This is a genomic window from Paucimonas lemoignei (assembly GCF_004342585.1).
Lineage (GTDB): Bacteria > Pseudomonadota > Gammaproteobacteria > Burkholderiales > Burkholderiaceae_D > Paucimonas > Paucimonas lemoignei.
Genome location: NZ_SLZQ01000003.1, coordinates 27,691 through 54,042 on the forward strand (window position 1 = coordinate 27,691; position 26,352 = coordinate 54,042).

Sequence of the window (26,352 nt, forward strand, 5' to 3'; positions counted from 1 at the left end):
ATCTCGCCTTATCAGCCGCCACCCGGCTTAACTTGATTAATTCTGTTTGGAATACGCGGAATTTCAAGCCCACCCAACTGACCTGCATTCACGCGTTGGCCAATCGAAGCGCGCACCGCCTCCAATGCTTGCTGACGAGCTAGTCCCGCCTCTTGCAAAGAATTCAGCAAGGCTTTACTGTACTGCAAGTTCGTTGGAACTTCACCGTAAAACTCGCCGCCTTTGCGGAATTGATTATAAAAACGTTCGAGTGAACGGTGCGCATTGTAGTGCGGAGAGCCAATTTCGGTGAAAGCATTACCTTCTAACCGAATGGCAAGACCGTCATTAGTCTTAATGACGGATTTGAACACGGCGTCTTGATTCAAATGGTGCGCCTGTCCAATTCCTGGCGTCTTCACCATTTCACCATAAGGCGCAATCTCTATGCTAGGGCCTACTCCTTTTGCCCCAATAGTCTCGACATAAGTGGCTCTGCTAGCAGCATACTGTTCTGCCGTCATCCCGACGCCATAACGCGTCGATCCAACCCCGAAGCCGAACACCGTCATGCCGGCTTCGCCAAACGACTGCATGCCATGCAAGACCGATCTGCCGTAATTGCCAGCATTCCAATCCGCTACCGCATAGTCCATGCTGCGTTTGCCGGTTATGCCGGCAAAGAAGTTTCCAAACGAGGTGACGGCATCGCCTGTATATCGACCAATGGCTTCAGCAGGCCTTTCAGGACCATCCATCACGCTACGCTCGTTGCCGAACCTGTACCCTTGCACGAAGTCGCTAACCCATCCGTCGCCCGAGTAAATGCCTTGTGCTTTAGCATTCGCAATAGTCGGCCCCGCACTGGTGTTGGGTGCGTACGTCCAAGGTCTATCACTTTCACCAGCGGCCTGGTTCGCTAGGGCATCGAGAATCCTCACCTTGCTTGCCGCCGCTTCCGGCGTCAACGGCCCAAAGCCGGCAGCCATGGCGATTTTCTGATCCTCAGTCAAACTTTCGCGTGCGCTCGCCCGCGCCGCCATCGCATCGATATCGGCATCACTAATCTGCGAGGGGCTGAGCTTGGCGTCAACGCCATTTATTGAGCCTGACGACAACTGCAACCGGTCGCGTGTATTGATCGCTTCGCCGCCATAAGTGTCGACGTACTGATCGGCCGTTGTTCTTGCTGCGCTATTCCAATAATCCTCTTCGGAATAGCCTGGACTGGTGATGGAGCGATCCAAAGCAGCCTGCTTGTTGGCATCCCAGGTGGACGCCTTCTCGCCCTGCTGCCCATTCCCTCCCCAATTTGCACTCGTCAGGCTATTACCCAGCGCATTGCCAAATGCAGTTGGCCCGACATGGAGTCGTAGCCCAATCCCCCGCGCGCCCAGGAACGGCGCGGGTTTCGACGGAGTGGCATGGGCAAGCATGCCGGCATTCTAACTTTTTGGCCCCGATGTGCGGTTTTCGGCGGTGTACCTATGGCTGTCGCTCCGTCCAGGCCGCGTAGCGCCCGCAGGGCTTGGCCTTGACGGCGTGGGAACCGGCACGCTGGCTAATGCGGTGCAAGGCGGGTTCATCCCTTGCACTGCATGGCAGACGCGAAGCAGGAATCAGTGCAACAGGGAGGAATCGTCGCCATCGGCCTCGTCGGCTTCGGCGTCCAGCGCCGCCAGAAGCGCTTCTGCAGCGTTTTCGGAGGCGGGTTGAGGGTCAAGGCCGTCCGGCAGGGTCGGCACGGCTCTGACGCGGCTGCATGCGCCCGGATGCGTGGTCGCATGCACCTGCTGCAGCTGCCGAATCGCCACCTGGGTGTAAATCTGCGTGGTGGACAGTTCCGCATGCCCGAGCATCGCCTGGATGAAACGGATGTCGGCCCCGCCTTCGAGCATCAGGGTGGCCATCGTGTGCCGGAACAGGTGGCAGCCGCCATGCTTGCCGAGCTTGGCGCGCTCGACGTACTGGGCAATCGTGGTCGACAGCCAGGTCGCCGACAGCGACTCGCCGTACAGGCCCAGGAACAGGATGTTGTCCTGCGCGTTCCACGCCAGCTGCGGGCGCGCCTGGTCCAGGTAGTGGCGCACCCAGGACAGCGCCCGGCTGCCAATCGGTATCAGCCGGTCCTTGTTGCCTTTGCCTTGCCGAATCAACACCACCGCGCGCTCGAAGTCGATGTCGGTCTGGGCCAGGCGCGCCAGTTCCATGCGGCGCATGCCGGTCGAGTACAGCACCTCCATCATCGCGCGGTCGCGCAAGCCTATCGGGCTGGCCGTGTCAGCCAGGGCCAGCACCCGCTCCACCTCGTCGGCGGTCAGCACGCTGGCAGGCAGGCGGCGCATGCGCCGCGGCAGCTCCATTTCGGAGGCGGGATTGGCTTCCAGCTCGCCGCTGCGGGTCAGCCATTTGAAGAACCCGCGCAAGGGCACCAGCTTGCTGCGCTGGCTGGCAATCGACAGCGGCGCGCCGTCCTTCTTGCGGTAGTGGTGCAACCAGCGCTGGTAGCGCTCCAGCACCGAGCGCGTCACATGCTGTGGATGGGTTACGCTCCTGGCGTCGGCCCAGTCGATGAAGTCGCGGATGTAGCGCTCGGCACCCCAGCGCCCCTGTTCGGTGTAGCCCTTGACCGCCAGATGTTCCAGGTAACGGCGCATGGCCGCATACAGCCCGCGCGCATCGTTCGGATTCCCGACCGGCTTGATGAACCGCTTGCCGCCATCCTTGCGCATGGTCGTTATACCGGTATGACCGGCGAATCGCCGTCGGCATAGGCAGGCGTGTCGGAGGATACTTCCGGCAATTGGCCTGCCGTGCCTTGACGGGACTGGGTTTGCCCGCTGCGACCGCCCGCCGACACCGGGGCGACCAGGGGCCGACCGGCATCCGACCGGTTGTTTTCCAGCCCCGACCGATGGCCGTCGTAGTCGAGGCCGGCTGCGTCAATCAGCCCGCACAGGTGTGTGACTTCTCTTGCTGGCCCGTCAGGGCGGGAATGCTGGTTTGCATGGAATGCTCCGTGTCTCGTGGGGTGAGCCGAGCCACCGCCGCAACCGCCCGACGGGCGAGTCACGGCCAGACAGCCTGGAGACCTCGAACAAGGTCTACAAGCACATAGCGAGCAGAATTTATATTCGGAGAAACGCGTCCGAGGCGGCGCGTAAAAAGGCAGGGATTTGCAGGGGAATTAAAGGGGCGTCGGGCCGTTGCGTTAGGCGGTCAACGTGCGCCCGGGAGGTGGGCTGGAGGTCAGCTCCAGCGGAGGGGACGTGGCTGGACCGCCGTCGGGCGACGGCGGTTTTATGAATGCACTATTGACTTTAAGTCAGCGACTGATGCATCGGCTCAATGCAAGTAGTGCCGCTTTCCCCAGTTCATGGGCGGATGCATTTTCTGCAATCACGACGTAGTCCGTTTTTTCGATTCCCTTGCCACTCCAAGCCTCCGATTTCTCATGAAACGTTGGACGAATATATATCTCCCCGTTCGAGTTATCTACTTGGCAGTGTTTCATTTTTTTAAATAGGTTTTGCCGTGCGGGATATTCGAATTTTTGCATCAAGGTAGATACCCATTCCTCATATCTATGCTCGACTGCGGTTGTGTCAAAGAAACTTCCTATCTCTTCAGGCTTCAGTACGCGACTAGCTGAAAGCGCTTCCTGAAGTGCTTGCCCGAGTTCTTGCGGCTCTGATTCTGGCCGAAGAATAAATAGTTTACCTTCCGGGTCACTAGCTGTTCTACGTAGCCCTGAACAAGTTTGCACGCAAATAAATTCATCATTTGCGTAAATAGCAGCCCACTTCTTTTGAATCAATTCGTTCACAAATTACCTCGTTGGTGTAACAACTACTTGCACATTCTTAGACTGTCCATATTGGATAGCGCGCTGAATCTGTTGCCACTGAGCGTCCGTTGTCACACGCGGCACAGCGACTTGGACTTGACGTGCAGCGATGTCCCCAGACGATAAGCTAACACCTTTCAGTGTGTAGCTTTCGAAATTGGCCGCCGCATCAATGTTTGCCTTTAAGGATGTAAAAGTCTGCTCGGGCTTAGCGAGTTTCGCAGCAGTTGTAGTATTCAAAGTTTTTGCACTAATGGCTGTGCCTGAAATATCATCGAAGAAATCGAAAGTCTTAAAGTTGGTTGGCAATCTTGACCCAGCTGGCAACTGAGTGGACAAGTAATTTTCCCAAGGCATACCTTGCGTTTGGATACCACCGCCCCATCGGATTCCAGCATCAATTTCTGAGCTTCCACCAAATTTTATCAGTGGAGCACTAACTGTGAGTGCTGCTGCCGGTACCGATAACGAATTTGCACCAGCATCGAATGCACCCTGACTTCGAACTGAAGGCGGTAGGCTTTCATCCCCTGCAACGGTAAGCCCGCCGAAGAACGTACCCAAACTTTGTCCAAGCGGTCTCAGACCAAGCGAGAATGTATCTTTGAGTGATTCGGTGAAGGACTGCGTCGTTCCAATTACACGGGTGGTCGTACCTGTCGACAGGTCTACATTCCATTGAGCTGTTGGCCCCTGTCCGAAAGCTGCATTCGGGTTCGCAGCCCTCCAATTCGCTGATTCTTCTGCCGTTACCTTAGTTGGCCCACTTCCACCCAATAAGGCTGTTGCGACTGTCGATGTCAAGCCACTCAAGCCTTGCACAAAGAGATTACTAACCAATGGCACATTGGTCGGCATAGGCCCTGTTGCGTTATCCCAGGTTCCGTCCGGGTCCCAATCCCTGACTACCCTGCCGCTATCCGGAGTCGTCGCCTCAATGCGAGCAAGTCGGACCTGCTCACCTTCGCTAACTAACGCATAGTCTGGCTTTTGGAAAGTGAAATCGCGTTCTGACGAAAAGCCGGGTCCCCATGCGGCAGCCTGCGCAGCCGTGACCTTGAGGCCGCTACCCGACATCGGTGCAGTTTTAGCCAGTGCTTCGAACATCGCCGCATCACGCGCATCTTCACGCCGCTGCAGCTCCAGCTCACTCTGGCTCGGGCCACCGATGTTTTCGGCCAGGCTGTTCCCCAGTGCATTGCCAAAGGCATTGGCACCAACTTGGTTGTGTGCCTCAGCAGTTGCAATGTCAAATTCACTGCTAAAGGGATCAATCTGATTTGAGCCTAGACCATTAACAATGGAGTTTCCGAGCGTAGAGGCAAAGACACCAGCTGCCGTTCCTGTGAAGTTAACCTTACTGCCTCGAACCACCGCACCAGCCACCCCTCCTGCGAGTCCGGAAATCAGCTTTCCTCCAAAGCCATTAAACGCACTTCCAATCTCAGAACCTTTCAGCGCTTGTCCGATGGCAGATCCCACACTTGCCCCTATTGCCGATGCAGCGACACCCTTCCAGTCAAATTTCTTTTGCAACCCCGTAGCAACTGCAACACCTTGCGTAATAGTGCTCCCTATTCCAGAACTTATTCCCGCGTTTATTGCTGCATTTACCGAGGGGCTGAATTGAGTAACAACATTTACTGACCCGACTGCTGCGCCAACAACTGATGTTACTGCCGACATAGCAACTTGCGACCACGAGAACTTTTGGACATTGCCCATTGCCATGCCAACCAGCTGGCTAGCTGCACTACCTACAGCACCTGCAACAGCTAACCCCGTGAATCCAATTCCGCCAGCACCAAGGCCTGCGCCAATAGCACCAAGTCCTGCTGAGAACAAGCCGCCACTTGCTCCAGCTGCCACAGCAAAAGCGCCAGCTGTCAAGACGGTCGCGACAATCATCACCACAATCATGATGATCTGGCCGATGATGCCGCACCCCTTCTTCGGTTTCGGCGGCGGCGGTGGATCCGGCAGGGTCGGGCTGGTATCGCCAATCGCCTCGCCCGCGTCGTAGACCTTGAAGGTCGACGCATTGTTGTGGATGTTGGTGACCTTGTTCGGAATCACAAGGCGCAATCCTTCCGGCAGGCGCTCGGTACCGGCCAGGCCATTGGCGTCCGCAATGAGGTACCACATACTGGAGTCGCCCCACATCTTGGCGGCGATGGTGCGCAAATCGTCACCACGCTGCACGGTATATTCCGTGGGCGACATGCCGGGGTACAGGTCATTGATCGGCTGGTAGTTCTCGTCGAAGTTAGCGTACGCTACCGGCGAGAACTTCTTGTTAGCCTGGTCGTTGGACGCATTCGCCCCTCGTGACAATGCTTCGGCATAGTCCACCTGGCTGGCCGGCGTGCCGGCGTTGCCGATATCGCCGATGCGCTTGCCATTGACGTAGTAATAGCTGCGCCGGATGGCGATATCGCCGTTGACAACTTCATTCTTGGCTGCATCCCAGTCGCTGGGCGAGCCGCTACGTGCCGTCACTTCCTGGCGGTAGATCACCTGGCCATCGACGTCGGTGATGTACTGCATGGTGCGGCGGCCTGCCACGTCGGTGGCGCGGTACAGGTGGCCGTTAAGGTCATACGACAGGTATGAATAGCCTGGCGCCCAGTTGGGAGCCGAGTCGTTGGCAGCCTGTACCTTGATCTGAGTCTGCTTGGCGTCATCCCACCATTGATACGTGTAAGTACGCAATTGGGTGGTCTGCACGTTGGTGGTGGCTACCTGGTAGAGCGTGCCGTCGGCGTTGTACGAATACGTGTTAGTCATGTACAAGCCGTTGTAGACCTGGTTACGATCCACTTCGGTCAGCTGGCGGTTGTCGCTATCGAAGGTACGGACCGAATTGGCGCTAAACGTGCCGTCGGTCTTGTACTCGTAGTATTCGACCACGCGGCCGGCCATGTCATTGTTGCGGCGCGCGCCGAGGCGCTCGGCACCCCAGACGCCGTTGACCTGCGTCTTGATATAAGTGTCTTGCAACTGGCCATCGGCCGTGTAGGTATAACGCTCGGCCGTGCGGACACCATTGCTGTCGATATATTCCGCCATCACACGCTCGCCGGCAGCGTTGTAGGAAATCGCCTTGCCGGTCGTGCCCAGGACGATGGTGCCATTGGATAGCTGCCCCATCGTCGTGGTGAAGCGGTTCATCGAGTCGTAGGTGTACCAGAAATCCTGGTAGGTACCGTTGCCGTCGACAGCATTGTTGTAATAGCTGTTGACGTTACGGCGGTTGCCCACGGCGTCGTACTTGTACGTGATCTTGTACTTCGGATCGCTGACGGTCTTGATACGGTTGAGCTCGTCGTAGGTGATGACGGACATGGCATAGATGCCGGTCGGGTCGTCAGTACGACGGTAGGATTCGGAAATCCGGTTGCCGTTAGCGTCGTACGTGTAATCCGAGCGCAACTTGTAGACATGATCCGTCTGGCTCTTGATGTAGCCGTTGGCGTAGTACTCGTAAGTGATGTTCTGGCCAGGTGTGCCGTCGGCCTGCAACGAAGTCTGCGATGTCAGCCAGCCTGCGTTATTGTAGGCATAGGTAAACTGGTGGCCGCCAAAATCCTGGCGCCAGGTCATCCGGTCGAATACATCCTTGTTTTCGTACGACACCAGGCCGCCGATCATGGTCGTGGTTTTTTGCCAGCCGCCGACCTGCTTGCCACCGGCGCCTAGAATGGTGTTCAGGTAGGTATAGGCGTAAGTCGTGCTGCGGCCTTCGTTGCTGGTGAACTTAATCACGCGGCCTTCGCTATCGTAATAAGTACGCTCGCGGCCCAGGACACTGCGGTGAGCAATGCGGTTGCCGGCGCTATCGTACTCGTACTCGTCCCACCCGGCCTGGCCGGCCAGGTATTCCGAGCCGCTGCGCACGGCGCGATCGACGCGGATCAACTGACCGCTCTTGTCGTAGGTGTTGCGGGTAATGCGACCGATCTCGTCCTGCTTGGTGCGCAGGTTGCCGAAGATATCGTAGCGGTTGACGATAGTGCCGCCATCCGGATGGTATTCGGTGGCAACAGCTGCATTGGCCAAGCCATTGTTCCAGACCTGGCTGGTGGTAAAGCCGTTCGCGTCTTTGGTAGCGACGGCCTGGCCTGCGAGATCGTAGTAATAAGCGGTTTCCGGTGTGCCCCGAGTCGTCACGCCGTTGGCGCCGGTGATATCGGTCGTCGGGTCTTGCTTCAAGACCATCTTGCCGAGCGTGTTGTAGCTGTAGTTCGTGACGTTGCCCAAGCCATCGATCTCGCGGACGACTTCGCCAAAGGCGTTGTATTCCTGCTTGCGCTGGATGGTGGCGCTTTCATCGACCGTACCGACGATGACCCAGCCGGTATCCGCTACGCTGCTGCTGATGTTGCCCAGCGTGATAATGCCATCGACGGTGATGTTTTCACCGATCTGGTTGGTTACCGCATTGCCGGCGCTGTCATAGAGTGTGTAGATGTATTCGTACTGTGCCGAACCGTTTGCTGGAGTAATCGCGCTGGCATCCCACTGGAATGGCGTGATGCTGTCGCCCGTTCCCGCATTGGCGCGGTATATCGTCTGGGTGGCGTAAGGGCCGGTGCTGCCCTTGACACGATATTGCAAAGTCAGGCGAACAGCATTGGCTTGCGCCGGGAAGAACGATACCTGAGTAGGCTTGCGCTTGCTGTAATGCGTGAAGTTGCTTGCAGCGCTGTTGTTCGGCGTAACCTGGAAAGTCCCGTTGGCGGAATTAACCAGCTGATTACCGGCATCCAAAGTATCGTACTCATACTCATAGGTGTACACGTTGCCAGGCAACGCGACCGGGAGCAGATTGGCGTTGCTGGCATCCCATCTGAAGATGCCGCCACTTGGATTGGTCAGCGTGACCGTGGTAAAGGCGGAGCCGGAACCAGCCAGGCGGTAACGCAGGATCATCTTCGTGCCGCCGGCAGGCTGGCCGCCAAACTCGATGCGCGGCTCTACATACGGATTCAGCGCGGTAGCCGTCGGCGTGCTAGTCAGGTTGACGCGTGTGAAGATGCGGCTGGTGACGTTGCCTGAGCCATCCTTACGGAGGATGCGGAAGTCATACGAACCGGACAGGCCGGATGAACCCCATCCCCAGCGGAACCAGCGTGCCCGGGTTGGGCTCATCGTGAATTCGGACCAGGCGCCATTGGAGCCGGCCGGGCGATACTGGACGGTTAAGTATTGCGCATCCTGATCATAGAAATTGATGATGTTATTGGATTCAAAGAAGACTTCGCCCACTGCGCTGCGTGACGCCGAAGTAAGGAAGTTGTTACTACCCCAGCTGATGTTGTTAAAGCTGCCGACAATTTCGCCATTGCTCACTATCATCAGCTTTGCCTCTGTTCCAGGCGACAACCAGCTGGTAGGCGCATAAAACAGGCCGGGAATCGACTGACCTGTACCAGAGCCCAGATTTTGAGTCGCTTGATACAACAAAGGGCCCACGACATAGGGCTGCGATGGAGAGCTGCGGTAGAACAGCCATACTTCGGTGTTAGGCTTGTTCAGCAGGTCGCCGCCACTGAAGAACGTTAGGTTCGTCGTGTCTGCCCAGACAGCGGTATCAAATGAGGTCGTTGTATAGTTCTGGATGTTTTTGTAAAGATAGCCGCTTTCTGGATCTCCGTATTGCTGCTGTGTCGTCCAAGCCATTTGCCCGCCATTCGAGGCGGTTGCCACGCGGACTTCTTTGCCCGATGTCCCGTGCAGATAATAGACGTTCACCGTATAGCTGAAATTTACATTGCCGGCGGTAGTCGACCCATTAATTGGCACCCAGACGCTCGAGGTTCCGGGACTGTTAATTGGCACGCTAACTGTACCTGAAGTATTGTAATCACCTGAAAAATAATAAGTGACTTCAACTCGTGCCTGGCGCCAATCACCAAACGCACTGGCAAACGTTGAGGTCGGCACATATACCGTCATGCCGTTCATAACGATCCCGCCATACGTTATCACTGGCGCGCCCACCTGAGGATCGAATACCCACTGCGAACTGGGTGACCAAGTGACGGCTGTCGATACCACAGAAGATGCTGGCGTGCTCTGGTTTGCGGAGTAGGCAGCTGACGGCACGACAGATGCAAACACGCCGAGATCCGCTGTAACAAACGAAGTGTTGAAGACACCCGTTGAAGGAGAGTTCTGCGTAACGGAATAGGAATATCCGCCCTCGCCATCGGACACATACGTTGCCGTCGTTGACTCAATCACACCGCTATAGGCGTTCGACGCCACCAACTGCTCGCCGACTCCACCTACGCTATAGCCGTAGTACACCAATACGCGATAAGTGAAATTAACGTTGCCAAGAGCGGCGCTGTCGTTGATGCTTAAGGATGTAGCCGTCGCATTACGGTCATATATAACAACTTCCCTCACGCCGGATTTGTTGGTGTCGCCACTGAAGCTATATTCCACGCGTACCCGCACGTAGCTCCATGCTCCCATCTGGGCGCCGATACTGGCTGCAGAAAACCCCACGTCGATTGAATTGACAGCTACACCGCCATCTACTTGTATGTAGCCGCCTTCCGGGTCCGCCTGTAGATTCTTGACTGCATTCCAATTAACCGTTGCAGTGACTGGCTGGTAGCGCTGCGCCTGAGTCAGATTAGCCGCAGCCGCACTGCCCGTGGATGCAGTCGACAACAAATTGCCGACATTAGTGATCGTGCCGCTGCCGCCGGCATACCAGCTGACGGACTGGGCAGAGAATTGCTGTACATCCGCGACGGTACGCGTGCCATCCATGCGTGGCTGGATGACGCTGGTGACTTGATTGCGCTGGTTATACAGGGTAATCGTAGCGAACGTAGTCGTGCCGGCTTCCTTGGTTTTAGCCAGAATGGCGTCCAACTCAAGCATGGTCAAATCTGCACCGGCCGATTCAATCGACAACGTGGCATTGCCATTGGCATCGTACAGATACACCTTGGTCAAGCCGCCGCCGGAATTGGTCTTCCATACTTTGCCCAGCGCGTTGTATTCACTGACCTCTTGCCAAGCGCCGCTGGCATTACCGCCATTGGTGCGCTTGCCGGTGATCTCGCCATAGGCGTTATAGCGCGTCTCCACCTTGTCGCCGTACTGCCAGGCTTCGTTCGGCTTTTGCCAGGCGGTCTGCCGGCTGACTTCCCGGTTCATGGCGTCATACATGTGCACCGAACCATCCGTGATCGAGGCGCCATCCGCGTCCTGGCGTGCAAACCATTTGAAGGTCAGGTTGCCATTGGCGTCGTAAGCGAAGGTCGTCACCACGCCGACGGCATCCGTCTGCGACATCAGTCGACCGCCTTCAGCATAAGTAAAGGCAATGATCTGATCATCCGCTTCAGTGGCATCGTTCTTGCCGCGCTGGATTTGCCGGGTTACGTTATTCAGACCGTCGTATTCCAGGTCGGTAGTAGCGCGCACTGTCGCGCCTTCAAAGTCCACAAAGCTCGGCAACTGTTCACGCGTCAAGCGACCGATTGCGTCATACGCCCAGTCCTTCCGGCTGCCATTGGCATCGATTTCAACGGTCTTTTTATCCAGGCCATTGTATTGGTACGTCTTGGTCGCCGAAGCGGTGCCTGTCGTAACAGCACCCGAGCTTGAATTGACCGAAGCATAGGCTACGTTCAGCACGCTTTCGCTGGCCAAGCGATTGAGCTTGTCATAGCTATATTGCGTAATCCGGTCGGCGCTGTCGGTGGGCCAGCTGGCAATCAATGCCTGGGCGTTGCTGAGCTCATTGATCGTGCCATTATAGCGCAAGGCAAACTTGCGTTCGGTGACCACGTTGCTGTTGATGCTGCGCTCGAGGGCAATACCGTAGCCGGCGGCATCCACCGTCAGGATCTGTTGGCCGGCATTGTCGTAGAAGAAGTACGTGATGCCGCCATTGCCGTCGGTGAGCTTGATCAGGTTGCCGGCCGCATCGTATTGCTTGGTGACGGTGACATTGTCCAACCCATACGCCGCGCCAATCTCATACTGGTTCGTGGTGGTGTTCTGCCGCCCCAGCACCAAACCACCGATACGAGACTGGATCTCGCGGTTGTTGGCGTCATAGACATACTGGGTTTCGCGTACATTGGCCGCGTTGACCGGGAATGGCAGCACGGCGCCAGCAGGCAACGTGACAGGATCGCCATACACCTTTTGTGACACGGCATTGTTGGCCTTGTCATAAGCCCACACCGATAGCGTGCCGGCAGCGCTGACTTCACCCACCTTGCGGTTCAGGGCATCATAGTAATACGCCGTGCGGTTGCCATTGGCATCCGTCTTGGACGTCAGGTTACCGCGCGCATCATAGGTTTGCGTCTCGGTCGGCACCACATTCTGGGTCCAGCCGATGTTGACCTGATAGGTCCACACCGCCGCCCCTTCCTGGCGGATCTGGCGGTTGAGCTTATCAAAGGTGTATTGCGTGATGCGTTCTTCCTTGGCGCCTTCGGCTTCGATGGACCTGATCCGGTTGCCGCGCGCATCGTATTCATAGCGGTTAGCCACAGCAATGACGGCACCACCTGCTGTCTTGGTAGTCACTGGCAGTGTCTCTTTGATCAGCAAGCCGCGGCGGTCATAGGTATAGCTGAAATTGCCGCCGACTTTATTACGGAACGCGATACGGTTGCCAAAGGCATCGTAACCATACGTCTCGTAGTTACCCACGGCGTCCGTGCTCCTGGTTTGTTGCCCCAGGCGGTCATACTCAAAGCTGGTGCTCTGGTCGCGCGCGATATCGATCAGCACATATGCGCCGCTAGCTGGCACGGTGGAGACCACGGATGGACGACTGGCTTCCGAATACGTTCCCTGCAGCCGGTTCGCGTATTGCGTCACGCCCGTCTTTTCGCCGAAGGCGTTATAGATCGATTCGGTCAGGAAGCCTTCCGGATCGACGTAAGCGACGGTGCGATCGAGCTTGTCGAAATAGAAGTAACCCGTGCTGCCGCGCGGATCAACCACCTTGACCACATTGCCGAAGGTGTCATAGGTGGTGCGGGTGATGCCGCCCAGGGCATCGGTGACTTGCACCTTGCGGCCCAGCTTGTCATAAGCGTGCTGCGTAGTGTAGCGCGCCAACAGCACCTGCTTATCCGCAGCGGTGAGGCTAGCAGCCAGCTTGCCATTGCCCGTAGCCAGATCCAGATAGCCTAGTTTCAACCGCTCGGCGAGTGCCCACGCGCTATCGGTTTCAGTCAATTCAATGCCGCGCGGATCGATTTCAGCGACCACTTGCCCCAGGGAGTTATAAACATAGCGGGTCGTGCTTTGTTCGAAGGTGCCGTAGGCGTGGATTTCATCGGTGACGCGGCCTAGCTGATCATAGACGCGGCGGGTAACCACGGCGCTAGCGGTGTTGTAGGCTTCGATGACTTCGATGGCATTGCCCAGCGCATCGTAGATAGTGTGCGTGATGAAGCCTTCGCCATCCTTGACGTCGGTGACGCGGCCCGCCCTGTCATAGGTGGTCTCGGTTACAACCGTCGTCGCGTCAGGCGCGGCTGGCAGCTTGGCGGCCAGGCTTTCCAGAGTATCTGTATCGGTGACCGTTACTTTCTGGGCATATTGGTACGCCCGAATGATATGGCCTTGCGCATCGTAGTCGGCTTTCTTGACGTAGCCTTCGGCATCCACGCTATAAATCTTGCGGCCTACGGCGTCAAAGAGGCTGCGGGAGATTTGATCTGCAGCGTCATTTTTGAGCGTCGCTACGACATCCTGCATCGTCGCCACACTCAGGTTGCCTGCAATGTTGCTGGCTGCGGCATATTTCACCGTCTTGACGACATTGCCTGCGGCGTCATACACCCGCTCGGTGACGTAGCCGTGAGCATCGATGAGGTAAACGGCATTGCCGGCGGCATCATAGGCAAAGCGCGTGGTGCGATCGACCACGGCATTCTTGACCAAAGCGGCATCGATAGCGGCGGCGGTCGGCTGATCAGGCAGATTGACTGGATTGGCATACGCAGTCGTGGCAATGACATTGCCATCGGCATCGTAGACATGCTGCGTGACGGCACCAGCCGCATCGATGCCATAGATCATCCGGCCGGCGGCGTCGTAGACCATGCGTTCGGTGCGGTCTGCGCCAGACGCCACCAGCGCGGCAGCAACGGAGGCTTGGGTCAATTGCCCCGCCACGTTGATCGGCGTAGCGTATTCGGTGGTGGCAATGACATTGCCGCTATTGTCGTAGCTGTACTGCTTGACAGCGCCCAGGCCATCAACACTATAGATGAGCCGGTTCCCGGCGTCATAGACCAGGCGGGAGGTCTGGTCGGCAGCGACATTGGCTACGATGGCGGCGCTTACCGCCGTCAGCGTCAGCGGCGTGCTGGTGGCAATCGGTGTGGCGTAAGCTATCTTTTGAATGACATTGCCATTGGCATCATAGACATTGCGCTTGACGTTACCCAGGCCATCGATGATGAAGACAACGCGTCCATCCTTGTCGTAGACATAGGACTCGGTTTCATTCATCACCGGTACATTCAGGTTCGCCTCGAATGTCAGGTCAACCGAATTGCTGCCGGAAGCGGCTGCTGTGAACTGCCCAGTGGCTTCGCGGATCACGCTACCGTTGCCATCAACATAGCGCACGAAGTACTGGTAAGTACCGTTAGCCAAATCGACGAAGGCAACTTGGTAGTTGCCGTTATTGAACGCCAGAGGTGCTGCCACATAATTGCTGCTGCCGACCGGCGCATAGGTGAACTGTGCGACGGTATTGGCAGGCTGCCCTGCCGCGCTCCAGTTCAGCGTGGTAGTGCGCTTGGTGCCATTGGGTTGCTGACCAACCTCATAGGTGAAGATCGGCTTATTGACTGTCGTCGCATTCTTGTAATACACCGTGATGGCAACGGTGTAACGGCCATCGGCGAGGATCCCGTCGGACTTGAGATTGACGCGGCCATTGTAATTGGTTTCGAATTCCGGATAGGTCCAGGCCGTGCTGACGATATTGCCGTTGGCATCCGTGACCACCGCGCTGACTTTATCAATGCTGGACACATCCGCCGTTGCGATATAGCCCGTGATGGCCGAGCCGGTGACAGCCACGGAGGACACGCTGGTATAGCTGAAGTTCGTGCTCGCTTGCGTGCTGGCCGGCGTATTGCTGGAAACGAAGGTGCCGGCTGCGGACTTGACGACACGACCGTACGTATCGGTATAGTTAATCTGGTACTCGTAATCGCCGGTTGCCAGCCTGTCCATCGCCACTTGCAGGTTGGCGCCATTGGCGCTCACCGTAGCCGTGGTGTAGGCGCCAGTGCTGCCGGCCGGGCGATATTTGAAGCTGACTGTTGTGCCGGCTGGCTGGGAAGATGCCGCCCAGCTGAAGGTGTCGCGCATGTAACCTTGGTCGCCCAGCTCATAGGTGAAGGCCGGCTTGGGTTCGACAGTGCCGTTCTTGCGACGAACGGTGATCTCGACGGTATAGCTGCCGTTGGCCAGGGCCGCGCCGACCTTGAGGTTGACGTGGCCGTTGTAATTCGCTTCGAACTCCGGGTAGGTGCGGGCGGTGGACACCACTGCACCGGTGATGCGATCCTTGACCACGGCATCGACATACTCGATGCTGGGCACGTCGGCAGCAGCGATATAGCCGCTGATCGAGGAGCCGGCTGTCGCGGTGGACGTGACTTGGATAGAGGTAAACGAGGCGGTGGGACCGGTGGTAGCGCCTGTTGCCACCGTCATGTTGCCGGTAGCGGATTTGACGATCCGACCGTAGCTGTCGGTGTAACGAATCTGGTACTCGTAGTTGCCGGCAGCAAGGCCGGCGAGGCTCACGTACTGATTAGCGCCGGACACACCAATGGTGGCCGAGCTGAACCCGCTGCCGCTACCAGCAGCGCGATACAGGAACGAAGCCGTCGTGCCTGCAGGCTGAGCAGACGTGGCCCAGGACACCGTCGTCGGATTGGTATAGGTACCAATCTTGACGTTATACAGCGTGTTGGAGTACGCCCAGGTGCCGTCATAGTCGTAATACGCACCGTTGCCTTGGTAATTCGCGTAGTCGTCGCGCGCCTCCAATACAATCGTGTACGTGCCCCATGGCAGCGCCCCGGTACTGAGATTGACTTGACCATTCCAGTTCTGCACGCCAACCCACCGGTTTTGGTAACCGGTCACAACATAGTCTTGGCGAATCACAACGTAGTCTTGGCGAATCACGCCATAGTTATACGTTACGTAATATCCGCCCTCGCCATCGCTAAGATAAACTGGTGTATATCCATAAACCGGCACATATCCGTAAACCGGCACGTACCCGTAAATCGGCTCCTGCACCCAGTACCCTACATCGGTATATGTCGTCCCGTAGTAGGCGCCGTCCTTGTAGATAGTGGCACGCACGGTACTCGGAGTGGCATCCGCCCAGGACACATAGCCGGCCACAATCGACGTGCCGGAAGTGGTGCCCAGCCAGTCTCCACTGCGGTACACAGAGTAATTGGCAACGGCAGCGCTTTGAATCTGCGAGGTATTGGCCACCGTCATGCCAACGTTCTGGGTGACTGTGGTCGCAACGTCGTTACTCGCGCCATTGACGTAGGTGTACGGCTGGCTCGGTGCCACCGGCACCGCGGTCACGTCATTGCTGGTAGCCACCTGCTGTGTTGCGGGCGTGGCCGTATCTTGCGTGGCGCCTGTCGTATAGGTATAGGGCTGGGTCGGGTCGCGCCACAGCTGGTCCGTCTGATTCGTAGCGGTCGAGGTGACAGGCGCCGGATTCAGGCCATACGCCACGTCTGCCAGGGTCGACGTCGCGCTGACGATGACCGTCCTGCCATGCGTGATGGTTTGCGTGACATTGCCGGCATCGTCGTATTTGGTTTCCTTGACCTGCCCTAATGCATCAACGGTATAGACCAGGCGATCATTAGCGTCATAGTAGTAACGCGTAACGTTATTGTTGGCATCGGCTCTTGCGACGACGTTGTCATTTTTGTCGTAGCTGTAGACTGTGGTGATATTCAAGCCGTTCGGGTCGACCTGTTCCTTGGTGCGCCGCCCCAGCTTGTCATAGGTGTATTGCGTTACCTTGGCGGCACTGGTCCCCGCCCCTTCGACCACCGTCAAAGTCTTGCCGCGTGCATCGTACGTATATGTCGTGCGGTTATTCAGCCCGGCAGGATCAACTGCCACGGTCAGCACTTGCCCCTTCAAGTCATATGTGCTTTGCGTGACGACTCCATTCGGATCGGTGACCGATACCACCTGCCCTTTGGCATCATAGGCATAGCTGGTCTGCAGGTTCAATCCGCTCGGATCGACCGTGCGCTTGAGCACCCGGTTGACGGCGTCATACGTGTACGTCGTCTTGGTGCCATTGGCATCTGTCGTTTCCGTTACGCGCCCGGCATGGTCGTAGTTTTTGCTTTCGGCCGTGCCAAGCGTGTCGTTCGTCGTGCTCTTGAGGTTGCCATCCTTGTCGTAGACATAGGTGGTGGTCTTACCATTGCCATCCTTGACCTGGATGGTGTCGCCATGGCGGTTATACGTGGTGACGACTTGCACGCCTTCCGGAGACGTGACCGTTGTAGTACGACTAGTCTTGTCGTACACCGTGGTGGTGACGTTGCCATTGCCGTCGGTTACCGTGACAACCCGGTCAAAGGCATCGTAACTCGTATAACGGTTGACATTGAGCGGATCGACAGTCTGTACCGTCCGGCCCAGCCGGTCATACGCTACGCTGCTGATCTTGCCATTGCCATCGGTCGTTTGCGTGACACGGCCGAAGGCATCGTACACAGCATGGGTGAGACGGTTCAAGCCCCCCACATCGTCCGTCGTCTTAGTGATTAAGCCACGGCGGTTGTAATCATATTGGGCCGTGGTCGTCGTATTGGCATCGATTTGGGTGACTTTTGTGCGCACGTCACCAAAACCATTGTAGGTCAGACTATTGACGTTGCCCAGTTCGTCCGTGCTGCTCACCAACTGACCGCGCAAGTCGTAGCCGAAGGTGACCTTGCTGTCAACTGCATTATTTGTCAATGCCATGATGGCATTGTTCAATGTGCTGTTGACGACACCTGGTATCAGTGAAGACAACGTGGCTGCAGCCAGTCGCGTGCCGTACTGAATTGTCTGGGTGAGCTGGTTCAGGCTGTTGTAGACATTTTGCTTAACTTCACCCTGCGCATTAATGGTGTAAAGCAGTTGGCTATCGACATTGTAGTAATACAGGGTCTTGTTGCCATTCTGGTCTGTGGTACTGATCTTGCGCCCGAGCGAATCATAGACGTGCTGGATGCCATACTGCGTCCAGATAGCATCGATTTGCGCCTGAGCTGGAGTAGCCAACGCTGCCAGCGCTGCACTACCTTCAGCAGTCAGCTCGGCGATCACCCGCCCCAGTTTGTCGTACCTGACTTGCTCGGTACGAACCTCTGCCGCCCCCCAGGCCTTGTCCGTCTTGATCAGATTGCCGACCGCATCATAGGTAAATTGCGTGACTGTGCCTTCGGCATTGGTTTGCGTTTTGACTTGATTGGCGTCGGTATATGTCCAGCTAGTCGTACGATCTTCACCCTGGGTGGTCGGCCTTAACTGGGTCAGCGTGGTGGCGCCGGTGATCGCAGCCGGCGCAATCAGCGCCTTGTTGGCATAGCGCGTTTGCCGGGTCTTATTGCCGTTAAGGTCGTAGCCATATTCGGTGAGGTAGCCTTCACCATCAATGGAAGCGATGAGACGGTCCTGGCCATCGTACAGGTTCCAAGAATGAATGTCGGCAGCATGGGCAGCCGGACGGAGTTGCGCAAGGGTTCCGGTGCTCCAGTACGTACTGTTAGTGACGTTAGCGTAGCTCACGGTATGGATCAAGCGCCCAGCAGCATCATATTGGCTCTCAGAGAGATAACCATCGGCGTCCAGTATGGCAACCAGGTTGCCGTCGCCATCATATAAATTCCGGCTACGGCGATCTTCTGCGCCATTCGCGACTGGGGTGACGGCAGCATCCATGGCCTTGGTAGACGCAGATATGCCGGTGACCGATACCGCTGTGGCATAGCGAATGACATCGGTCACGCGCGATGCGCCGTCATAACGGGTTTCCGTGACATAGCCTAGTTCATCGACGCTCTTGACCAATCGATTGGCTGCGTCGTAGATGTTCCAGCTACTACGGTCTGCCGCGGTAGCTGCGGGGCGAATGGTCGACAAGACAACATCAACCGGATTGCCGCTGCCATCCATGAGGCTAGCCAAATGAGCCGCGGTGACAGCAGTGGCGTACTGGATGGTACGGATGACCTGGTTATTGTTGTTATAGACGTATTCCGTCAGGCTGCCATCGCCATCAATATCGGCAATCTTGCGCCCCGCCTCATCGTACAGTCGGTGCGTAGATACCCCAGCAGCATCGACGATTCGACGTAGGCGACCATTGGCATCGTATTTATAGAGCGTGGAGCCAAGGCCAGTTGCGCCATCGGCCCGCACCACACTGATGAGTTCACCCGCTGCATTGTAGGTGGAGGTGGTGGCCAGACCATTGGCCAGCGTAGCAACGGTCTTGTTGCTGGCATCGTCATATTGGTTCAGGGTGACCGTGCCCAACGTATCGGTCGTCGACAGCAACCGACCCAAGCCATCATAGACATAGCTAGTCACAAAGTCGGTGGCATTGGCTGTCGTCGCCACCCCCTTGGGCGCAATTGTCTTGAGCAACTGACCAGCCTGATCGTAGACGAATTGCGTGGTCGATTGCGTGCCATCGGCCACCCCTGCGCCTGCCGCATCGATCTTTGCATAGCGTATGACGCTGTCGACTTGCCCGCGGAAGTCATAGGTGTAATCCGTCCGACTGATCTTGCTCTTATCGACCGCCGCATCGGCGACCCACGCCACCAGGGCGGCTTCGCTCAGCGCGGCAGTGACAGCCAAACCGCTCACGCCATAGGCAGTGCCGCTATAGTCGATACTGGTTATCTGCTGCCCCTGCCCGTTGTAGCGATATTCCGTCACGCGTCCTTCCCCGCTGACGGTGAAGCGCAGATGCAGCGCCGCATCATAGCTATAGCGTGTTGTCACCGGAGCACCCGCCTGGCCAGCGCCAGCCCCATCCGGATCCGGCGTCAGATAGACCGTTTCAGTCAACAGCTCATTGCGACCGCCATAGGTACGCGTAATGGTATTGCCAGCTGCATCCCGCTGCAGGGTGACATTGCCATTTGCATCGTATTCATAAGCGATGACATTGCCATTCGCATCGGTTTGGCTAGTCAGATTGCCCTTGGCATCATAGCCGTAGCTAACCGACTGGCTGGCACCGACATTGGTGGCTGGCCCCGTCAGATTGGTTAAACGCCCTTGAGCATCGTAGGTATAAACCGTGGTGGTGCTAAGCGGATCAGTAATGGTTGTCTTGCGATTGACTAGGTCATACGCCAACTTTGTGGTGCGCACTGCACCAGCCACTGCCTGGTTAATCTGGGTAATACGAACACTGCCATCGGATTGGACAGTGTAGACAAATCCAATCTGCGTGCCGTCAGTTTGGGTAATGCCGGCAATGCGCTTGCTAGCACCATCATAGGTATAAGTGGTGGTGTAGACCTTGCCATCAGCAATGCTATTGTCTTCCGGCGACAGGTCTACGGTGACATTAACCAGACGGTTGCTGGCATCATAGCCGTAGCGGGTGCGGGTGACGGTCGTATTATCAGAACGAACGGTACGGACCTGGGTCAGGTTATTGTCGGCATAGTCGAGATAAGTCTTTTCACCGGACGAGTTGGTCACCAGTGTCAGTAAATTGCCGGTATAGGTGTACGTTAATCCCTTACCATCGAGGTCTTTGGAAGCCAGCAGCTTGCCTTGACCCGATACCCAATCATACGTCTCCGTCGCCTGGGTGCCGCCATCGGTCCAGGTCCACTGACCGGTGCCACTATCGTAGCGCAGAGCATCATAGGCACCAGCACCATCGGTATTAATATATGCGCCACGAGCCGCATCATAGTTATAAGTCAGCTCGGCGCCATCGGCATCCACCCGCGTAATCGAGCTTCCGGCAGCATTGAGGGTGCCAGCAAGGGTGTGCAGGCGTTTGTGAATCCCGAGACGCCAGTTGTCGCCGTTATCGTCATTCATCAGCCCTTGGCTGTTATAGGTACGCACCAGACTCAGGTCAATACCTTGACCAACCAGGATTTCATCACGACGCTGCACTACAAGGTTGCCGGTGGCGGTGTTGATATAGAGCTGGTCATTCGCGCGCCCTAAGTTGGCGCTGCCCGTGCCACCTTGCCCGCCCAGCAATCCCAGCGAACTATTGAACAAGCCAAGGCTATTTCCGCTCACGAACGCGACCATTTCTTATCCTCTAAATATCAATCAAAGTAGGCAGCACTGCCGCCAACAAATAAAAACAGAGACCAGCCACCCGGAATTGCATTTATTACAATAAAAGACTTAATAAACTTCCTATTTGCAACTAATTTTAGAAGTTATCCTGCGATCTACATTTTTGTTAAGTAACTTCGGAAAATTTTATTTAGAGCATTGCAATTTAGCGGCCCATGAAATTTCTACTAAGCAACTTTTTATGATTTGGCGTGATGCTTACAGAAGTGTTTCAAAGCCCGACCTAATACGTGCCTTCTTTGGAGATTGAACAGTACTGCGACGAAGCTGCTCGACAAACGGTGATCACCTTTAGAATAAATAAGCTTCAGATAAAGCTTTATTTATCGCCAATATTTGCAACGCGTCGAAAAACAGTATGTAGATAAGAATTACTTAAGGCCAAGCTCATGACCAATAAAGAAATTGTATTTAGGCATATTTATTGCTTATGTGCAAAGTCTTCTTTAGGTATTCACGGTGATGATTAACATTAAAAAGCTTGCTTCTCTGGTCGTGTTAGTTATGGCTGGCATGACATCGTTACATGCATCAGCAGAAGTTATTACTTTTGAAGATCGGCCAGCCAGCCAAGCAACCATTGCAAACGGCTATCATGGATTCAATTGGAATAATTTCGTATCCATGGATTCCAATTCGGGCGATGACTCCGGTTACCGTAACGGCGACGCCAGCCCGACCAAGATCGCATTCAACGCTTACGGCACGCCAGCCGCAATAAGCAGCGCCACCAGCTTTATCCTGAATAGCGCATTTTTTACAGCCGCATGGAATGACGGCCTGAACATGCATGTCGTCGGCCTCACAGCTGACGGCGATACCCTAATCAAGGATTTCATTATCAATACAGGAAGCGCACTTCAGGTTGTTTTTGACTGGGCCGATCTCCTTTCTGTAACCTTTACTTCTTTCGGTGGAGTTGATAACCCTGCGTTTCCTGGCGCAGGCACTCATTTCGTCCTGGATGACCTCACCGTCAATGAAGCCTTCACGAACGAAGTTCCAGAACCCGGTTCGTTAGCCCTGCTTGCACTTGGCTTGCTCGGATTTGGCTTGGTACGTCGCCGCCAGCGGTAACGCTCCAATCTAATGAATCCTTCAAAAGTCCTGCACATGCAGGGCTTTTTTTTATGGCTCCCAAACTAATACATCCAAGCCTGAAGGCATGAACTTTGCATCACCTGACAAGTCCGGCTCATGCCGTTATTGAACAGGAGAACGCCATGCCCATCGATGCATCCGTCTTTAAACGCAGTCTGTTGTCCGGCACCGTGTCGGGCATTGCCACTACCCTTGCCGCAGCACTGGCGGGCAAAAAGGAAGCCGGCTCCTATACCGGCCCGATCAATGCCACCAGTCATATTTTGTGGGGCGACCAGGCAGGACGGCGTGACGGCGCATCGCTGAAATTTACCGGGACCGGATTCTTGCTCAACCATGCCGCCTCCATCATGTGGGCAACGGTGTATGAAAAGTGGGTCGACCCCACCGTCAAGCGCTGGCTGGCACGCCGTCCTGCACTGGTTCCCTTTGCTCCTGCCATCAGCGCCGCGGCTGTCTCGGCTGGCGCCTACGTTACCGATTATTACCTGGTACCCAAGCGCTTCACGCCAGGCTATGAAAAGCGCCTGTCCGGCCGCTCCATGGCGATGATATTTGGCGCACTGGCAGTCGGCTTGGCGGCGAGCACCTTGCTAATGGAGCGGATGGAAAAGTAAATCCGCAAGACGGCTCCGGCACTTATCAGGTTGCCCATGGTCAGATTGGCTAGCTTGCCTGTTTGAGAACAACGCAAAGGAATATCATGGCCACTACCTTAATCAGTATCTATGACCATCTCGCCACCGCCGATCTAGCCCGCGAAGAATTGCTGGCGTCGGGCTTTCCAGCAGATTGTATTCATCTGGATGCCAGGGAAACGGAAGCCGGACCGGCGAAAGGCAATTTCACCGTGGGCGACGCCGGCAAGGACCGCGAGAATAAGCCGGGACTCATCTTTGCCAGCAATAACGATGAAGTCTATGACCGCGACTATGCCAATGCGGAATACCGCGCCGAGATCATGCTGACAGTCGACGCGCAGGATGACCAGCAAAGCGACAAAGCCGCCGATATTTTGCACCGGCACGGCGCCATCCGGGTCGACCGGAGCAGCGGCGCGCGGATGTGAGCGAGCTGCGCCGGACAATCAACTTGACCGGCGCAGCACCTGCACGGTGTTAACGCCGAGTGAAGGTCACCTGTAAAGTCTTTTCCGGCTTCAAGACCATATCGATTTTTGGCTTGGGCAAGGCTGCCCCCTCCGCCAGCGCGAAATCGAACTGACGGATCAGGAAAACCGCGACCAGCGCCATCTCAATCGTTGCCAGATGCTGGCCGATGCATACACGCGGCCCGGCGCCGAATGGCAGATAGGCGCCGCGCGGAATTTCCGGCGCATTCGGCATGAAGCGCTCCGGCCGGAAGGTTTCCGGTTCCGGATACCAGCGCGCATCGTGATGCACATGCCAGACGGGGATATTGATCGACGCCCCCTTGGACACGTGCCAGCCGCCGATTGCCACGTCGCGCAAGGCGCGGCGGAAAAACAGGTTCGGCGTCGGCGGATACAGGCGCATCGCTTCCTTGATGGAGGCATTGGTCCACTTCAGCCGCGACAACTCATCCGTGGTCGGATTCCTGTCGCCGATGGCTTCCTCCACTTCCTGGCGGACCTTGGCGGCATACTCGGGATGCCGGGCCATCAAGCCGATCCACCAGGTCAGCACGGTCGCGGTCGTGTCGTGCCCGGCGGCGAACAAGACCATGCAGTTGTCGCAGATTTCCTCATTGGTCAGCGTGGCGGAGGCCGCGTTCTGCGCCTCTTCATCGTGCGCGGCCAGCAGCATGGCAAGGTAATCCGTCTTTTCGGCATGGTCGCCAGCCGCCTGCCGGCGCAGATCGATCTGACTTTGAATGAGGTTTTTCAGCGCCGCCTTGGCATGCAGCTTTTCTGTGCGACCAGGATAGGGAAACCAGTCGGGCGGCGTCTTCGGCCAAAACAATTCGCGCATGCCCTGATGCTCCAGGGTGCGCGTGGCGTCGAATGCTTTCCGCGATTCTGCTTCAGTGGCCTTGTGGCTGAAGAGCACGCGCAGAATCACATCCATGGTCAGCGTGGTGGTAAAGCTGTCGACATCGATGGTCGTGCTGGCGCCGCTCGTCTGCGGCAGCGAAGCCTGCAAGCCATCCACCGTGGCATCGGTGATCAAGCCGACGTAGCCAGCCATCCGCTTGGGCAGAAAACCCGGCATGAGAATGCGGCGCTGGCGCTTCCACCGTTCGCCTTCGGTGGTCAGCACATTGTCGCCATAGACCTGCGAGAACACTTCGATCGGACGCTCATGGCGAATGAAATCATCCATGTGCTCGACCAGCAGTTCGCGGATCAGCTCGGGCGAGAAAAAGTAGTAATAGGATTGCCCCGCCATGCGGAAATGCACCGCATCGCCGAAATCGTCCCGCAGCTGCGTGCCGGCGCCGAGCGCATCCTTTTGCATGGCGCGCAGCATCGGCAAACCGAGCCAGCGGGTTTGCGGGCCGGGCGGCACTTTATTGGTATTGATGCTTACGGTGGTATCCATGAATTCCCCTGGAAGTAGCAAAACGGCGCCGGCTTGTTATTTTGAAAAGCAGTGCTGCGCGCCGAAATGATACTTGAATGGCAAGTTCAAGGCTAACCGTAAAGATACTGCATCACTTCGGCCGCACCATCCGGCACGAAGTCGGCAAGGCGGTTTGCGGCGCCGGCAAAACGCGCTCGGTCTTGAAGCCATAGCCGCTGCCTTCATTGTCGAAACGGATACCGCCATCGGCCTGCTTTTTCATCACCGAGACATACAGGGGCTGGATCAGTTGATGATCCGCCGCGCGCATGCTGGCCTGATGAAAGGCATTGCGGTATTGCGCGCCTTCCAGCGCCCGCGCCACGGCAGCGGCTTCGGTGGAACCAGCCTTTTCGATGGCGGTTGCCAGCATTTCCACCATCACTTGCATGCGCAAGTGCACATAATCATCCGCCGGCTGCGGATAGCGCTTTCTGAACTCCGCATAGAAAGCGTCGCTCTGAGGCCCGCCGACGTTGGGGTGCCATTCCGCCACTGCATACACCCTGTCGACGCCTGCATCTCCCAGCGCCGCCGGCGCACCCAGACTATTGCCGTAGAACGTGTAAAACTTCAGCGCCAGACCGGCGTCGCGCGCGGCCTTCACCAGCAGCGTCAAATCATTACCCCAGTTACCGGTGATGACGGTATCGGTGCCGCTTGCCTTGATCTTGGCGATGTAGGGAGCAAAATCCTTGATGCGGCCGATCGGATGCAATTCATCGCCGACGATGGCGATATCGGGCCGCTTGGCAGCAAGCTGAGTGCGTGCCGCCTGGGCGACCTGACGACCGAAACTGTAATCCTGGCCGATCAGATATACACGCTTGGCGCGCGCATCCGCCCGGATCACTTCGGTGAGCGCATGCATGCGCATGTCGGCATGGGCATCGAAACGGAAATGCCAGAAGCTGCATTTTTCATTGGTCAGCGCCGGATCGACTGCCGCGTAGTTCAGCAACAGCACGCGTTGCTGCGGCATGCGCGCATTGTGCTTGGCAATGGCTTCCACCAGCGCCGCCGCCACGGCCGAGCTATTACCCTGCGCAACGAAAGGAATGGCGTCGTCCGTCACCTGGCGCAAGGCGATCAGCGACTCTTCCACGCTTTGCTTGTTGTCGAACACTTTCAACGCCAGTGGTCGCGCACCCTGCGGCAAGAGAACGCCACCGCGACCATTGACCCGATCGATCGCCACTTGCAGGTTGCGCCGCACCGCTTCCCCGGCATTGGCAAACGGTCCGGAAACGCCATCGATCATGGCAATCGTGATCGGCTTGCCATTGATTTGCGGCGCTGCAGCCTGAGTAACATTCGTGACACTCAATGACAGAATAGCCAGCAGCAATGGCCAAAACCGGAAAAATAAGACACGGGAAAATAAAAATTTAGGCATGCTGATAGAAAGAAGATACGTTTGGGACGCCCAATTTTACTTGGCAACAACTCCATCTGCGTTTGTAT

At 56.6% G+C, this 26,352-nt stretch carries 9 protein-coding genes; 3 read left to right on the forward strand and 6 right to left on the reverse strand.

The features are described from left to right. Positions 1–11 precede the first annotated feature (11 nt). The 4 genes from EDC30_RS05610 to EDC30_RS05625 form a co-directional block, all read right to left on the reverse strand. On the reverse strand, positions 12–1,415 hold the full coding sequence (locus EDC30_RS05610) for a hypothetical protein (protein WP_132257826.1): 1,404 nt from the start codon (positions 1,413–1,415) through the stop codon (positions 12–14). Between the two features lie 183 nt (positions 1,416–1,598). Next, positions 1,599–2,711, reverse strand: coding sequence for a site-specific tyrosine recombinase XerC (xerC, locus tag EDC30_RS05615; RefSeq protein ID WP_132257827.1), 1,113 nt, complete (start codon positions 2,709–2,711; stop codon positions 1,599–1,601). A gap of 593 nt (positions 2,712–3,304) precedes the next feature. Further along, positions 3,305–3,805 (reverse strand): contact-dependent growth inhibition system immunity protein, encoded by a 501-nt coding sequence (locus EDC30_RS05620; protein ID WP_132257828.1) that lies wholly within the window; start codon positions 3,803–3,805, stop codon positions 3,305–3,307. A 3-nt stretch (positions 3,806–3,808) separates the two neighbouring features. Next, a complete protein-coding gene (locus tag EDC30_RS05625) occupies positions 3,809–21,193 on the reverse strand; it encodes an endonuclease toxin domain-containing protein (protein ID WP_132257829.1) in 17,385 nt (5,794 codons plus the stop codon). 513 nt (positions 21,194–21,706) lie between these two features. Here EDC30_RS05625 and EDC30_RS05630 point away from each other — a divergent pair. From EDC30_RS05630 to EDC30_RS05640, 3 genes are all read left to right on the forward strand, one after another. Next, complete coding sequence (locus EDC30_RS05630) at positions 21,707–22,321, forward strand: PEP-CTERM sorting domain-containing protein (RefSeq protein WP_132257830.1); 615 nt, start codon at positions 21,707–21,709, stop codon at positions 22,319–22,321. Between the two features lie 146 nt (positions 22,322–22,467). Further along, positions 22,468–22,962: a hypothetical protein gene (locus EDC30_RS05635; protein ID WP_132257831.1), complete on the forward strand. Its 495-nt coding sequence runs from the start codon at positions 22,468–22,470 to the stop codon at positions 22,960–22,962. 86 nt (positions 22,963–23,048) lie between these two features. Further along, positions 23,049–23,414, forward strand: coding sequence for a hypothetical protein (locus tag EDC30_RS05640; RefSeq protein ID WP_132257832.1), 366 nt, complete (start codon positions 23,049–23,051; stop codon positions 23,412–23,414). A gap of 49 nt (positions 23,415–23,463) precedes the next feature. On the opposite strand, the gene EDC30_RS05645 is transcribed toward EDC30_RS05640, so the two are convergent. Together EDC30_RS05645 and EDC30_RS05650 are read right to left on the reverse strand one after the other, a co-directional pair. Continuing rightward, the gene (locus EDC30_RS05645) at positions 23,464–24,867 is read right to left on the reverse strand and encodes a cytochrome P450 (protein WP_132257833.1); all 1,404 of its coding nucleotides are present in this window, start codon (positions 24,865–24,867) and stop codon (positions 23,464–23,466) included. A 112-nt stretch (positions 24,868–24,979) separates the two neighbouring features. Then, entirely contained in the window at positions 24,980–26,284 is a 1,305-nt protein-coding gene (locus tag EDC30_RS05650; RefSeq protein WP_132257834.1) for a branched-chain amino acid ABC transporter substrate-binding protein, read from the reverse strand. Positions 26,285–26,352 lie beyond the last annotated feature (68 nt).